The 14,745-nt window shown below is 66.1% G+C and carries 14 protein-coding genes; 10 read left to right on the plus strand and 4 right to left on the minus strand.

Features of this window, described 5'->3' with window-relative positions:
• The first annotated feature begins 1 nt into the window (after position 1).
• The 9 genes from HV766_RS10835 (at position 2) to HV766_RS10875 (ending at position 7,783) form a co-directional block, all read left to right on the plus strand.
• On the plus strand, positions 2-337 hold the full coding sequence (locus HV766_RS10835) for a succinate dehydrogenase (protein WP_054449992.1): 336 nt from the start codon (positions 2-4) through the stop codon (positions 335-337).
• Positions 334-678, plus strand: a complete 345-nt coding sequence (locus HV766_RS10840) for a succinate dehydrogenase/fumarate reductase transmembrane subunit (protein ID WP_054449994.1) — start codon at positions 334-336, stop codon at positions 676-678. Before HV766_RS10835 ends, HV766_RS10840 begins: the two co-directional genes overlap by 4 nt.
• Before the next feature lies 1 nt (position 679).
• A complete protein-coding gene (locus tag HV766_RS10845) occupies positions 680-2,419 on the plus strand; it encodes an L-aspartate oxidase (protein ID WP_175181144.1) in 1,740 nt (579 codons plus the stop codon).
• 12 nt (positions 2,420-2,431) lie between these two features.
• Positions 2,432-3,367, plus strand: coding sequence for a fumarate hydratase (locus HV766_RS10850; RefSeq protein WP_054449999.1), 936 nt, complete (start codon positions 2,432-2,434; stop codon positions 3,365-3,367).
• A complete protein-coding gene (locus tag HV766_RS10855) occupies positions 3,361-4,041 on the plus strand; it encodes a fumarate hydratase C-terminal domain-containing protein (protein ID WP_119452069.1) in 681 nt (226 codons plus the stop codon). Before HV766_RS10850 ends, HV766_RS10855 begins: the two co-directional genes overlap by 7 nt.
• Positions 4,042-4,090: 49 nt before the next feature.
• Entirely contained in the window at positions 4,091-4,924 is an 834-nt protein-coding gene (locus tag HV766_RS10860) for an amidohydrolase family protein (protein ID WP_125471633.1), read from the plus strand.
• 52 nt (positions 4,925-4,976) lie between these two features.
• Positions 4,977-5,849: a LysR family transcriptional regulator gene (locus HV766_RS10865; RefSeq protein ID WP_054450007.1), complete on the plus strand. Its 873-nt coding sequence runs from the start codon at positions 4,977-4,979 to the stop codon at positions 5,847-5,849.
• Between the two features lie 170 nt (positions 5,850-6,019).
• Complete coding sequence (locus HV766_RS10870) at positions 6,020-7,021, plus strand: Bug family tripartite tricarboxylate transporter substrate binding protein (protein WP_119452067.1); 1,002 nt, start codon at positions 6,020-6,022, stop codon at positions 7,019-7,021.
• 6 nt (positions 7,022-7,027) lie between these two features.
• Entirely contained in the window at positions 7,028-7,783 is a 756-nt protein-coding gene (locus HV766_RS10875) for a sulfite exporter TauE/SafE family protein (protein ID WP_306650015.1), read from the plus strand.
• Positions 7,784-7,795: 12 nt separating this feature from the next.
• Here the strand turns inward: HV766_RS10875 and HV766_RS10880 are convergent, their stop codons facing one another.
• Entirely contained in the window at positions 7,796-9,325 is a 1,530-nt protein-coding gene (locus HV766_RS10880; RefSeq protein WP_119452066.1) for a CoA-acylating methylmalonate-semialdehyde dehydrogenase, read from the minus strand.
• Between the two features lie 119 nt (positions 9,326-9,444).
• Here HV766_RS10880 and HV766_RS10885 point away from each other — a divergent pair, with 119 nt between their 5' ends.
• Positions 9,445-10,410: a LysR family transcriptional regulator gene (locus HV766_RS10885; protein ID WP_119452072.1), complete on the plus strand. Its 966-nt coding sequence runs from the start codon at positions 9,445-9,447 to the stop codon at positions 10,408-10,410.
• Here the strand turns inward: HV766_RS10885 and HV766_RS10890 are convergent.
• From HV766_RS10890 to HV766_RS10900, 3 genes are all read right to left on the minus strand, one after another.
• Positions 10,407-11,408 (minus strand): Bug family tripartite tricarboxylate transporter substrate binding protein, encoded by a 1,002-nt coding sequence (locus tag HV766_RS10890; RefSeq protein ID WP_054450013.1) that lies wholly within the window; start codon positions 11,406-11,408, stop codon positions 10,407-10,409. The two genes, HV766_RS10885 and HV766_RS10890, sit on opposite strands and share 4 nt — an antisense overlap.
• A 62-nt stretch (positions 11,409-11,470) precedes the next feature.
• Complete coding sequence (locus tag HV766_RS10895) at positions 11,471-13,102, minus strand: thiamine pyrophosphate-binding protein (RefSeq protein WP_175181145.1); 1,632 nt, start codon at positions 13,100-13,102, stop codon at positions 11,471-11,473.
• Between the two features lie 113 nt (positions 13,103-13,215).
• Positions 13,216-14,673 (minus strand): catalase, encoded by a 1,458-nt coding sequence (locus HV766_RS10900; protein ID WP_175181146.1) that lies wholly within the window; start codon positions 14,671-14,673, stop codon positions 13,216-13,218.
• Positions 14,674-14,745: the final 72 nt, after the last annotated feature.

Genomic DNA, 14,745 nt, shown 5'->3' on the forward strand with positions numbered 1-14,745 from the left:
CATGGAAGCTCGTCTTTTCGCGCTCCAGCGTCTGACGGCGATGGTGATGGCGCCCTTTGTCCTGGTACATGTGGGCCTGGTCATCTATGCCGTGCGCGGCGGCCTGACCGCGGGCGAGATCCTCTCGCGTACCGAGGGCAACTGGTTCTGGATAGTCTTCTACGGCCTGTTCGTCGTGAGCGTCTCGGTCCACGTGCCGATCGGCGTGCGCAACATCCTGATCGAGTGGCTGCAGTTGGGCCGCGGCGCGGCGTCCGCGGTCGGACTGGCGTTCGGCCTGGGACTGCTCATCCTGGGCGTTCGCGCCGTCGCGGCGGTGGGAGGCCTGATGCCATGAGATCCGCGCGCAACCATCAGGCGTACTGGGCTTTCCTGGGGCATCGCATTTCCGGCCTGGCGCTGGCCCTGTTCCTGCCGGCGCATTTCTATGTGCTGGCGATGGCGCTGGACGAAGCGCGGCTGGACGGATTCCTGAAGCTCGCCGACATGCCGGCGATGAAGGTCGGCGAGTGGGGGCTGGTGCTGCTGCTGACCCTGCACATGTTCTTCGGGCTGCGCCTGCTCGCACTGGAGCTGCTGCCTTGGCGTTCGCCGCGGGACGCGCGCGTCGCGTGGATCGGCTGGGGCTTTGCGGTCTCCATGGCGACGGGCCTGGTTTTCATCGCGGGAGTGATCTGAGATGCGGATCGAGAACATCAAGACGGACATCCTTGTGCTGGGCACCGGCGGCGCGGGCCTGTTCGCGGCGCTGCACGCCAAGAAGGCGAATCCGTCGCTGCGCGTGACGGTGACGGTGAAGGGCCTGTTGGGCAAGTGCGGCTGTACCCGCATGGTCCAGGGCGGCTACAACGTCGCGTTGGCCGCCGGCGACTCGGTGGAACGCCATTTCATGGACACCATCGAGGGCGGCAAATGGCTGCCGCGCCAGGACCTGGCGTGGCGGCTGGTCGAAGGCGCCGTCGAGCGCGTGCGCGAACTGGAAAACGAGATCGGCTGCTTCTTCGACCGCAATCCCGACGGCACCCTGCATTCCAAGGCGTTTGCTGGCCAGAGCTTCGACCGCACTGTGCACAAGGCAGACCTGACGGGCATCGAGATCATCAACCGGCTCATGGAGCAGGTGCGGGCGCTGGACGTCGATGAACTGGAAGAGCATCGCGCCATCGAACTGATTCCCGCCGCCGACGGCTCTGGTATTTCCGGCGTGCTGTTCATCGACATGCGGACAGGCCTTTACCGCTACATCCAGGCCAAGGCCGTGCTGCTGGCAACGGGGGCGGGGCCGACCATGTACCGCTACCACACGCCTTCGGGCGACAAGACCTGCGACGGCCTGGCCATGGCGCTGCGCTACGGCTTGAAGCTGCGCGACATGGAGATGGTGCAGTTCCATCCCACCGGCCTGCTGGGCGGGCCGGACACGCGCATGACCGGCACGGTGCTGGAGGAGGGCCTGCGCGGAGCGGGCGGCTACCTGCTCAATGGCGACGGCGAGCGCTTCATGGCCAATTACGACAAGCGCGGCGAACGCGCCACGCGCGACGTGGTCAGCCGCGGCATCTACGCCGAAATGCGCGCAGGACGCACGGGGCCGATGGGCGGGGTCTACATCCAGATGAGCCATCTGGGCCCGGACAAGGTGGCCAAGACTTTTCCCGGCATGGTCAACCGATGCAAGGACTGCGGCTTCGATCTGGCGGGCGGCAAGGTGGAGGTGGTGCCGACGGCGCACTACCTGATGGGTGGGGTCGAATTCAATGTGGACGGTTCAACCGCGTCGCCGGGCCTGTATGCGGCCGGCGAGGATTGCGGCGGCGTGCACGGCGCCAACCGCCTGGGTGGCAACGGCGTCGCCAATTCCACGGTGTTCGGCGGCATCGCGGGCGATGCGATGGCGGCCTACGTTGCGAAGTCCGGCCAGTGGCGCGACCCCGACCAGGGCGTCATCGCGCGCGGCATCGAACGCGCCGAGTTCCCGTTTTCCCGGCCCGCGGGCCGCATCCACGAGCTGCGCGACGCGCTCTCGCAAACCATGTGGGACGACGTAGGCGTGCTGCGCCGCCAAGAGGCCATGGCGCATGGCCTGGATGCCATTGCCGGCCACCGCGCCGCCTTGCGCGATATCGGCGTGGCGGACGGCGACCGCCGCTACAACCTGACCTGGCACGACTGGCTCAACCTGGAAAGCCTGGTCGACATTTCCAAGGTCATCACGGTCTCGGCGCTGGCGCGAGAGAACAGCCGCGGCGCGCACTACCGCGAAGATTTTCCCGAAGCTGGCGACCTGCTCACCAGCTGCTACACGCGCGTGAGCGCGCAGGACGGCGAGGTGGCGCTGGAGATGGTTCCGGTTTCCTTCGACATCGTAAAACCCGGCGAATCGCTCATCGAGGGCGAGGCGGGCATTCCCCAGAGCTGAGGCACTCCAACCATGAGCATTCCTGTCCAGAAAGTTGAAGAGGCGGCGCTGGAGATCATGCGCCGCGCGGCCATCGAGATTCCGGCCGACTACAAGCGCGGCATCCAGGAGCTGCAGAAGAAGGAAACCGGCAAGCTGCCGCGTTTTGTCATCCACGCCATGGTGGACAACTGGGAAGCCGCCGATCAGGACCGGCGCCCAATGTGCGCCGACACCGGCCTGCCGCGCTACTACGTCAAGGTGGGCAACAACGCCTCGGTCGACAGCGGCTTCGTCGCCGTGGAACGCGCGCTGCGCCACGCCACGGCCGAGGCCACGGTCAGCGTGCCGCTGCGGCCCAACCGCGTGCATCCGCTCTGGCGTACCGACCATAACAACAACGTCGGCATCAATGCGCCAGAGGTCGAATGGTCCTTCGAGCCGGACTGCGACTGGATAGACATCACCACCGTGCACAAGGGTGGGTTGTTCGGCACCGACTACCGCATGCTGTTTCCAGGCGACGGCATAGACGGCATCAAACGCTTCGTGCTGGACACGCTGATCGCCTTCGGCAAGCGCGGGCTGGCCTGTCAGCCGGCCATCGTCGGCATCGGGCTGGGCGGCTCCAAGGACACCTGCATGCAGCTGGGCAAGCAGGCCGCCTGTCTGCGCACGGTCGGGGACCGTAATCCGGACCCCAAGGTGGCGGAGCTTGAATTGGAGCTGATGCAGCTGGGCAATTCCATCGGCATGGGCGCCATGGGTTTCGTCGGCTCCGGCATGGTGGTGGACTGCCATATCGAGTGCGGCTACACCCACACCGGGGGCATGCCCATCAGCCTGCACACTTTCTGCCTGTCTTCGCGCCGCGCCACTGCGCGGATCCATGCCAACGGGGAGATCGAGTACCGCACCGATCCCCAATGGTTCACGCCCTACATGCGCCGGGAGACGGTCGAATGGTAAGCAATGACGACGACATCAAGGTCTTTCATCTGGACCTGCCCGCCAGGCGCGAAGACATCGCCAAGCTGGAACTCGGCTCGGCCGTGTACTTGAACGGCGTGGTCTACACGGCCCGCGAAGGCGTATACAAGAAGGTGCTGGACCAGGGCCTGCCGCTGCCCGTGGACTTGCGCGCCATCAGCAATGTCAACTTCCATTGCTCGCCGGCGGCGGCGCCGGACGGTCGCGGCGGCTACAACGTGGGCGCCGTCACCGCCACCGCCTCGTTCCGATTCTCCAAGTGGATACCGCGTTGGCTGGAAGAGACCGGCTGCCGCATCCTGATCGGCAAGGGCGGGATGCCCGCCGACGATTACAAGCAGGTATTGGCGCCGGGCGGCGCGATCTACCTGACGACCGTGGGCTACGGCACGGGCGCACTTCTGGGCCGGGGCATCAAGCGCGTGCGCGAAGTGCATTGGCTGGACGAACTGGGCATAGCCCAAGCCATGTGGCTGTTCGAGGTCGAAAATTTCGGGCCCTTCATCGTCGAGAGCGACCTCGAAGGAAATTCGCTTTTCGCCCAGCACGCCGAGACCATCAATGCAGGCATCGAGAAACTCTACGCCGGGCTGAAGCCGCCCGCGTTGCACCGCTACGGCGAGACGGACGATCGCAAGGACGAAGTGATGTAGGCGTGCAAGCGCGGCCCGGGTAATTCCACCCCCTGACAAAGAGACTGCAATGATCATCGACTTTAGGCTGCGGCCGCCGGTAGGCGGCTTCCTGGATACGCTGATGTACTCGGCGGGAGAACGTCGCGATGGCTTTACGCGGACGGTGGGCTTCGAGCCCTCGGCCGCGGCGCAGCAGCAATCGATGGCGCTGCTGCTGAAAGAGATGGATGCCGCGCGGATAGACCGCGGCGTGGTCGTGGGACGCCTGGCCGGCGTGCTGGGCAGCGTGTCCAACGAGGACGTGCGAGGCATCGTGGCCGAGCATCCGGGCCGATTCATCGGCGCCGCCTCCATCGACCCCACCGACCGGCGCCGCGCGTGCCAGACCATCAGCCAGGCGCTGGAGGACGGCTTCAAGCTGATCAATATCGAGCCGGGCTCCTACCCGGTTCCCATGTACGCCGACGACAGACGCCTGTATCCGATCTACGGCCACTGCGAGGACCTGGGCCTGCCGGTGATCATGATGGTCGGAGGCACGGCGGGGCCGGACTTGAGCTATTCGGATCCGATACGGACCGACCGGGTGCTGGCGGATTTTCCCGCCCTGAACGTGGTGGTCGCCCATGGCGGGTGGCCCTGGGTCACTGAGATCCTGCACCTGGCGTTCCGGCGCCAGAACCTTTGGCTGTCGCCCGATATGTATTTTTCCCGCATGCCAGGCTGGGAGGAATACGTGAAGGCGGCAGACGGTTTTCTCTCGGACAGGATGCTTTACGCCAGCTCGTTCCCGTTCTGCCCGGTGCAAGGGTACAAAGAGTGGTTCGAGACCTTGCCGATCCGGGAAGATAATCTTGGGAAAGTCATGGGAGGGAACGCGCGGCGGCTGCTTGGCATCTGACGCGGCATACTCCTCCTTTCCGCAATGCCGTCAACACCAGGAACCTTCTTGCATGGATATCCGCACGCTCTACACGCTGATCGCGATTGCAGACCACGGCAGTTTCGCCGAGGCCGGCAATACCATCGGCCTGTCGCTGTCGGCGGTGAGCATGCAGGTTCGCGCGCTCGAGGACGAGCTGGGCATCACGATCTTCGACCGCAGCCGGCGTCCGCCCATCCTCACGGACACGGGGTTGGCGCTGGTGCACCGGGCGCGCGACCTGATCGCGCATTGGGAAAGCATGAGCGCCGCCTTGAAGAAGGGTACTTCGTCGGGATTGCTCAGGCTCGGCAGCGTCCATACCTGTGTGTCGGGCGTGCTGCCGCTGGCGCTGCGGCACCTGCAGAAGCAGGGCCACGGCCTGGAGGTCCATGTCACCACGGGACTCACGCACGACCTGGAGCGCGCCATCTATCACCGCCAGCTGGACGTGGCGATCGTGACCGAGCCCGATGCGCCGCGCTCGGGCCTGGATTTCCTGCCGTTCGTCGAGGAACAACTGGTCGTCATCGCCCACCGCTCGGTCAAGGGCGCCAGCGATCAGGAGATCCTGGAGCAGAATCCCTATGTCCGTTTCAATCGTTCGGCGCGCGTGGGGCATCTGGTGCAGGAAGAGATGGTGCGCAGGCGCATCACCGTGCGTTCGACCATGGAGATCGACAACCTGGAAGGCGTGATCGCCATGGTGGCCAATGGCCTGGGCGCATCGGTGGTGCCGGCCTGCCGCGGCAGGAACGAGTTTCCCCCGGGCATCCGCGTCATTCCGTTCGGCTCGCCCACGGTCACTCGTCGCCTGGGCATCCTGGCGCCGAAGGAGAACCCGCGGGCCCATCTTACGCAGTTGTTGCTCGACGCATTGAAGTCAGTCTGTGCCGGCCAGTAGTTCTTAGTCCGGTAGTTCTGTAGTTCAGCAGCCTAGTAGTCCGCAGAAAAACACCGCAACGCCCCAAAAAATCGAGCCATCGGCCCGAGGGTCAGTTGCTGCCTGGCGAATCGTCAGCCGGCCGAAAGCCGACCCGCTACGCCGTCCCGCGAACTGAAGGAGACAAAGCCATGAAGAACCAAACTCAACCCAATATTGCGCGCCGCCGCATCGTCAAGACGCTGGGCTGTGGCCTCGCGCTTACGCCGTTTATCGCCCTTCCGGCGCGAGCCGACTGGCCGGCGGACAAGGTCATACGCATGATCGTCCCGTTTTCGGCGGGCGGGGCCACCGACCTGCTGGGCCGCGCGTTGGCGGCCGAATTGGGCAAGGGCCTGAAGCAGAGCGTAATCGTCGAGAATCGCGCGGGCGCTGGCGGCAGCGTGGGCGCGCAGGCTGTCGCCAGCGCGCCGGCGGACGGCTATACGCTGTTGCTTGCGTCGGGCAGCATGTTCACGGTCAACCAGTTCATCTACAGCAAGCTGCCTTATTCGCTGACGGATTTCAGTCCCATCGGCAAGGTGGCAAACGGACCCATGGTCATCACCGTCAATGCCAACCTGCCGGTCAAGAACACGCGCGAGCTGATCGAGTACGCCCGCGCCAGGCCTGGCAAACTCAGCTTCTCGTCCGCGGGCGTGGGCAGCCAGACGCACATGGCGGGCGAAGCTTTCAGCGATGCGGCCGGGATCGAACTCATGCACGTCCCGTACAAGGGCGAGGGGCCGGCCTACACCGACCTCATGGCGGGCGTGATCGAAGTCGCCGTGGGCAATATCAATGCCATCGTGCCGTTGCTCAAGGGAGGACGCCTGCGGGCGCTGTCGGTGACGGGCAAGGAACGTTCCGCGTTGCTGCCGGACGTGCCGACCACGGCCGAGGATGGAGTGCCGGGGTTCGAGTTCACTGGGTGGTTCGCCCTGCTGGCGCCGGCGGGCACGCCCCAGGCTTCGGTCGACCGGCTGCTGGCCGATGCCAGGACGGCGGTGGCGCAGCCCAACATGCAGCGCTATCTGGCTGACCAGGGGATGTCGGCGACCATCGTGCCTGCCGCCGCGCTCAGGGAGGAGATCGCCAGGGAGTCCGCCAAGTGGAAGGCGCTGGTGGAAAAGAAGAAGATCACCGCAAGCTGAATCCGCATGATGCCGCCCGATACGCTCGCCTTTGCCGCACCCGTCGTCCTTGCCGCCTATGTCGTCTTCGGGATGACGGGATTCGGCGCGGCCATGGTGGCCGTGCCGCTGCTGGTCCAGTTCATGCCCTTGCAGTTCGCGGTTCCGCTGGTGGTGCTGTTCGACCTGGCCTGCACCGCGCTGGTGGGCGGCAGCAACTGGCGGCGCGTTTCCCTGGTCGAACTCAAGCGCCTGTTTCCCTGGCTGCTGCTGGGGATAGGGCTGGGTGTGACGCTGCTGCACAACGCCGGCGCTCGCTGGCCTTTGATCCTGCTGGGCAGCTTCGTGCTGGCGGTGTGCATCAAGGGCCTGCGGGGCGCGCGCGGGGCCAAGCCGTCGGCGCCGCTGAATACTTTCTGGGCCTTGCCGTTCGGCGTGTTCGGCGGCATCTTCAGTGCGCTGTTCGGGACCGGCGGGCCGATCTACACCATCTATCTGTCGCGCCGGCTGGATGCGCTGGACCAGTTCCGCGCCACGATCTCGGTGGTCATCCTGGCCAGCGGCCTCATCCGGGCGGCGGCCTTCGGCGCCGCCGGACTGTATGCGCAGCCGGAAATCCTGTTCGCGGCCGCCGTGCTGCTGCCCGTGGCCCTGATCGGCCTGTACGGCGGATCCCGCCTCAGGGTTCGGGTGTCCCCGGAACTGCTGAAGCGGGCCATCTTCGTTCTGCTCGCGATAGCGGGCGCAGGCGCCATCTATCGCGGATGGGTCTCGCCTGCGTGAGACAGGCTGCCGTTACTTGGCCGTCGGCATGGCGAACTCGGCGCCCTTGCCAATGCTTTCGGGCCAGCGCTGCATGATCGACTTCTGCCGCGTGTAGAAGCGCACGCCTTCTTCGCCATAAGCGTGCATGTCGCCGAACAGGCTGCGCTTCCAGCCGCCGAATCCATGCCAGGCCATGGGCACGGGGATGGGTACGTTGATGCCCACCATGCCAACCTCGATGCGGCGGCCGAACTCGCGCGCGACGTTGCCGTCGCGGGTGAAGCAGGCCACGCCGTTGCCGAATTCGTGGGCATTGATGAGATCCACGGCTTCTTTCAGATCCTTCACGCGCACGCAGCCCAGCACCGGGCCGAAGATCTCTTCCTTGTAGATGCGCATGTCCGGCGTGACGTGGTCGAACAGCGTGCCGCCCATCCAGAAACCGTCGCCGCAGCCTGCGCCTGCCTGAGAACCCTGGAAGCCGCGGCCGTCCACCAGCAGTTGCGCGCCTTCCTGCACGCCCAGATCGATATAGCCGCTGATGCGCTCATGCGCGGCGCGGGTCACGATGGGGCCCATCTCGGCCGCGGGGTTCTCGCCGTCCAGCACCTTCAGCGTCCTGGTGCGTTCGATCAGTCTGGGCAGCAGCCGGTCGGCCACGTCGCCCACCAGCACCGCCACGCTGATCGCCATGCAGCGCTCGCCGGCCGAGCCGTAGCCGGCGCCGATCAGGGCGTCGACCGCCTGGTCGATGTCGGCGTCCGGCATCACGACCATGTGGTTCTTGGCGCCGCCCAGGGCCTGCACGCGCTTGCCATGGCGTGCGCCGGTCTCGTAGATGTAGTTGGCGATGGGCGTGGAACCGACGAAGCTGATGGCTTTCACGTCCGGGTGTTCCAGCAGCGCATCAACCGCCACCTTGTCGCCCTGCACCACGTTGAACACGCCGTCGGGCAGCCCCGCTTCGCGCAGCAGTTCGGCGATGCGCAGCGATGCGCTGGGGTCGGTGGGGCTGGGCTTGAGCACGAAGGTGTTGCCCGCCGCGATCGCCACCGGGAACATCCACATGGGTACCATCACCGGAAAGTTGAACGGCGTGATGCCCGCCACCACGCCCAGCGGTTGGCGCAGCGTCCAGTTGTCGATGCCGGTGGAAACCTGCTCGGTGTGGGCGCCCTTCAGCAACTGGGGAACGCCGCAGGCGAACTCGACGATGTCGATGCCGCGAGTGACTTCGCCTTGCGCATCGCTGAAAACCTTGCCATGCTCGGCGGTGATCAGGTGGGCAAGTTCGTCGCGATGCTTGTTCATCAGTTCAAGAAACCTGAACAGCACGCGGGCGCGGCGGATGGGAGGGGTGTCCGCCCATTGCGGAAATGCCGCCCGGGCGCTGGCCACGGCGCGGTTCACCTCGTCGGGCGTGGCCAGCGCCACCTGCTTGGCGACGGCGCCCGTGGCCGGGTTGTAGACGGGCTGGCGGCTGCCTGTCCCGTCGACGAGGCTGCCGCCGATATAGTGTCCGGCATCGCGGGATTGGGCGCTGGCATTGCTTGCGGTCATGGCTGGCTCCTGGGCTCATGCATGGTGTTCTGGAGCTGGCAATGTCGCGCATTGCCGCCCGGACGTCCAGACCGCAGGGCTGGAATCAGTGTTTGATGTTTCGAACAATGGAGCAAGGCATGACGAAAACCAGGCGTCTGGAAGATCTGTGGTCGCATATCCATTGCCTTGGGGTGCTGGCCGATACCGGCAGCTATACGGCGGCCGCGCGCCGCCTGCAGATCAGCAAGGCGTCGGTGAGCCAGCGCATCGTGGAACTGGAGCAGGCGGCTGGCGTCCCCCTCGTGCGCCGCACCACCCGCAGCGTCGGCCTGACCGAGGCGGGGCAGAGCCTGGTCGACCAGACCGCGGCGGCCTTTCTGCGCATCGAAGAGGGCTTCTCGGCCGTGCGGGACCTGTCCGAGGGGCCGCGCGGCGTGCTGTCCGTGACCGCACCCGTAGCCCTGGGACGTCAGGTCATTGCGCCGCTGATACCCGGATTCCTGAAGAATTTTCCCGACGTGCGGATCCAGCTGGAACTCAGCGACCATCTGGCGTCCCTGGCCACCGAAGGCTTCGACCTGGCCATCCGGCATGTGGCCGGCGTGCCGGACACGCACGTCGCGTCGGTCATCTGCGAGACGCGCTCCGTGCTGGTTGCGGCCCCGGAGTACCTGGCGCAGCACGGCACGCCGAAGACGCCGATGGATCTGGCCGCCCACAATTGCCTGCACTACCTGCGGCGCAGCGGCAGCGCTACCTGGTCGTTCGAGTCGCGTGACGGAGACAAGCGCGTGGCGGTTCCGGTGCGCGGCAGCTTCACCGCGAACAACAGCGAAGTGCTGCGGGAGGTGGCTGCCGGATCCCTGGGGATCGCGCTGGTGCCGGATTTCAGCGCCAACCAGGCCCTGCGCAGCGGAGAGTTGGTCGAGGTCCTGCGCGGGTGGCGCGTGGTGGGCGAATATGCAGAACGGCTGTACGCAGTCAGGCCCTACACGCCGCGCGTGCCGCTGACCGTATCCTCATTCGTCGGTTACCTGCGCGAGGCGATCCCGGCGTCCGCCGGACTTGGCGGACCGCCTGGAGCGGGCAATGAGGCGGGTTAATTGACTTGCAACCCGGCCTTGGCCACAAGGTCGGCATAGATCGCGGCTCCCTGGCTGACGTATTTTTCCGTTTCCGCGGGGGACAGGACGTGGGGGATGCCGCCGAAGTTGGCGTTGCCGGCGATCCACTTCGGATCCTGTGCGATCTGCTTGAGCACGTCGGCCCATTTGGCCACCGCTTCGGGACTCATGCCCGGCGGCCCGAACAGTCCGCTCCAGCCTACGACAGCTTCGAGTTGAGGCAGCCCCAGCTCGCGCGCGGTCGGGATGTCGGGGAACTGCGCCAGGCGTTCGGGCGTGGTCGTCAGCAGGGCGCGCAGCTTGCCGCTGGCAAGTATGCCCGTCATCGAACTCAGGTTGTTGCAGGCGAAGTCCGCATCCTTGCTGAGCACCGCCAGCGCGACTTCGTTGCCGCCCTTGTAGGGGACGTTGACCACGGCCTCGGATTTCAGGCCGAGGCTGCTGAGCAGCAGCTGCGGCGCAAGATTCTGCACCGTGGCCGGACCGGAATGGCTGTAGTTGAGCTTGCCGGGATGGGCCTTCAAGGCCTGTGCCAGATCGCCGATTGTCTTGTAAGGGCTGTCCGGATGCACCACACAGACCACGGGGTTCAGCTCCAGCAGTCCGATGTACGTGAAGTCCCGGGCGGTATAGGGCGTGGTCTTGGGTTGTAGCGCGGGTAGCAGGACCTGGGAGCCTATTCGGCCGACGAGCAGGGTGTAGCCGTCGGGAGCGGCGTTCTTCACGGCGGCCGAGCCGATCGCGCCGTTCGCCCCGGCCTTGTTGACGACGACCAGCGGCTGGCCAAGCAGGCCTTGCGCGGCGGCGGACAAGTTGCGGGCCGCCATGTCGGCGTCGCCGCCCGCGCTGAACGGCACGATGAGCTGGACGGGTTTGGCGGGATAGGCTTGGGCGGTTGCCAGGCCCGGAAGCGCGGCCAGCATGCAAATCGCGGCGCGAGCGAACGCGCCCGGCCAGAGGCCGGTAGGTCTCATCATGAGAAGTCTCCTGTCGTGCTAAGGGACGAAACCGGACTGCAGCTGGGCTCGATGCTTCGAGGTCAATGACCGGTCGCGGACTGCGTTGATGCGCTGAAAACCGGAGCGGGTTCGCCCGCCAGGGATACGTTGACACATGCGGGCAGCCCGCTGTCCGCCGCCGCGCGCAGCGCGGTGGCGAGGCTGTCGCGGTCCCGGGCGGCGTAGCCGGCTCCGCCAAGCGCCGCGGCGACTTCGTGGTAGCGCGCGGTCGGCGCGAGTTCGCAGCCGATCAGCCTTTGCAGACCGTAGGTGCGCATCTGGATCAAGTGTTCCGCGTTCCAGCGCAGGTCGTTGCCGACCACGGCGACGATCGCGGCGCGCTCGCGTACGGCCGTGTCCAGCTCCATCAGGTGAAAGCCCGCCGTGCCGTCGCCCATGAGCACGGCCACGGTGGCCTCTGGTTGTGCGATCTTGGCGGCGATGGCGTAGCAGATGCCTGCGCCGATCGCGCCCGACATGCCGTTGATGATGCGCACCGGCGCCTGGCAGTATGCCTGCGCCCACTGGCCGAATTCGCCGCCGTCGCAGACCAGGATGGGATTGGGGGCGGACGTGAGAAACGCTTGGACCGCTTCACATAGCGCGCGCGGCCCCAATGCTCCATCGGCGCAAGCCGCGGCGCCCAGAGTGTTCCGGTTGCGCAGCGCTTCGTCCACGCGCGCGCGCCACGAGGCGCGCGCGGCCGGGGCTGGCGCCGCTGGCAATGCCGGCAGCACGGTGTAGGGATCGCCCTGCAGGGCCAGAGCCAGGCGGTCGCCCAGCAGGCGGGCCGCGCGTTCCAGCATCGCGGGGTCGGGGTCTATCGCCACGACCCGGGCCGTCTTGCCCAGCGCGCCCGTGCCGCCGAAGCCCAGCGTGAAGTCCAGGCACTTGCCGGCCAGCACGATGAGGTCCGCCTGCGGAATGATCTCGGCCAGGGAGCCCAGGGAAGGGTCCTTCAGGCCGCGCGGGCTTTCCATGGGGATGAGGTGCACGCCTAGCGTTGCTTCCAGCTTCTCGCGAACCGCGCGCATGTGCGGACGCGCTCCGGTGGGGCCTGCCAGCAACAGGGGGCGCTGCGCCGAGTCAAGCAGCGCGGCGAGCTGTTCCAGGCCGGCTGCGTCCACTGCAGCGGGCTCGCGCTTCGGTGTAGTGGCGGGCAGTTCTGCCAAACCCGTCTCCGCGGTCATCAGGTCGAAGGGCAGGGCCAGATGAACCGGTCCGCGCCGTGGGGCAAGCGCTTGCGCGACCGCGCGGTCGAGCGCGGGATAAAGCTCCTGCACGGTCCGCGGACGCAGCGATAGCTTGGTCAAGGAACGGGTGATGGAAACCTGGTCCAGTTCCTGGAACGCGCCCATGCCGTCTTCTCCTACCGAGGAGTCGCCGGAGATGAGGAGCACGGGGCTTTCCGCCTGCGACGCCGAGTAAAGCGGCGCCAGGCCATTGGTGATGCCGGGCGCGGCGGTCAGCATCGCGACGCCAAGCTCGCCGGTGATCTGGGACCAGGCGTCCGCCATGAAGACGGCGGCCGCCTCATGCCGCACATGGATGATGCGGATGCCTGCGTCGATACAGGCATCGTAGAGCGGCATGATCTGATTGCCGGACAGGCTGAAGATGGTCTTGACGCCCAGGCGATGCAGCGTACGGATAATCAACTGGGATCCAAGCACCTGTCTCTCCGCTGGGGCTGCGTCGGCTGTGCGCCGCGCGCCTGTTTTTTACCGGCTATGGGAGAGTTCAGTGTATCGGCTATCCGTGGCGGGTTGGTTGATGTTTTTTGAACCTAGGGGGCGGCCCGCGGACGGTCTTGTTCCGTCTGCGCGACCGCGTCGCGCACGCCTTGCCCATAGGCCGGGTCTGCCCGGGTGCAGTTGGCGATATGGCGTTCGATGACTTCCCTGGAGGCGCCGCGGATCGCGCGCGCGGTGTTCTGGAACAGTCTCTGTTTTTCGTCCGCCGCCATCAACCGGAACAGGTTGCCGGGCTGGGAGTAGTAGTCGGCATCTTCCCTGTGATCCCAGCGGGCCGCAGCGCCGCTGATCTCCAGCGGCGGTTCGGAATAGTCCGGCTGCGCCTGCAGGACGCCATGGCTGTTGGGCGTGTACGCGGGCGTGCTGCCGCCGTTGCCATCCACGCGCATCGCTCCGTCGCGGTGATAACTGTGAAATGGGCAGCGAGGCGCGTTCACCGGGATCTGCGGGTAGTTCACGCCCAGCCGATAGCGCTGCGTGTCGCCATACGAGAACAGGCGGCCCTGCAGCATCTTGTCCGGAGAGAAGCCAATGCCGGGCACGATTGCTGCGGGACTGAACGCGGCTTGTTCGACCTCGGCGAAGAAATTCTCGGGGTTTCGATTGAGCTCCAGGACGCCGACTTCGATCAGCGGATAGTCCTTGTGCGGCCAGACCTTGGTCAGGTCGAAGGGGTTGAGATGATAGGTATGAGCTTCGGCGTCGGGCATGATCTGTACATACAGGGTCCAGCGCGGAAACTCGCCGCGTTCGATCGCTTCGTACAGGTCACGCTGATTGCTTTCGCGGTCCGCCGCGATGACCTGACCGGCCTCGGCGTCCGTCAGGTTCTGGATGCCCTGCTGGGTCTTGAAGGTGAACTTGACCCAGAAGCGCTCGCGGGCGGCGTTGATGAAGCTATAGGTATGGCTGCCGAAGCCATGCATGTGGCGATAGCTCTTCGGAATGCCGCGGTCGCCCATGATGAGCGTCACCTGGTGCAGGGTCTCGGGCAGCAGCGTCCAGTAGTCCCAGTTGTTCTGCGGGCTGCGCATGCCGGTGCGAGGATCGCGTTTGACGGCCCGGTTCAGGTCGGAGAATTTCAGCGGATCGCGCACGAAGAAGACCGGCGTGTTGTTGCCGACCAAGTCCCAGTTGCCCTCCTCGGTATAGAACTTGAGCGCGAATCCGCGGATGTCGCGTTCCGCGTCGGCCGCGCCGCGCTCGCCCGCCACGGTCGAGAAGCGGGCGAACATTTCGGTCTGCTTGCCTACCTGGCTGAAGATCCTGGCCTTGGTGTAGCGCGTGATGTCATGGGTGACGGTGAACGTGCCGAAGGCGCCGGCTCCCTTGGCGTGCATGCGCCGCTCGGGGATCACTTCGCGGTCGAAGTGCGCCATCTTTTCCAGGAACCAGACGTCCTGCAACAGCGCCGGCCCGCGCCGGCCGGCGGTCATCGTGTTGTCGTCGTCGGGCACGGGGGCGCCGAACGCGGTGGTGAGTTTGCTCATGATGGGCTCCTTGCGTGGTTCAACGGGGCAGCGGCCTTCAAGAGCGGGAGCATCGCAACGGGCTCGGATCCG

Origin of the sequence: Achromobacter aegrifaciens (genome assembly GCF_902859735.1) — a bacterium.
Lineage (GTDB): Bacteria > Pseudomonadota > Gammaproteobacteria > Burkholderiales > Burkholderiaceae_B > Achromobacter > Achromobacter aegrifaciens.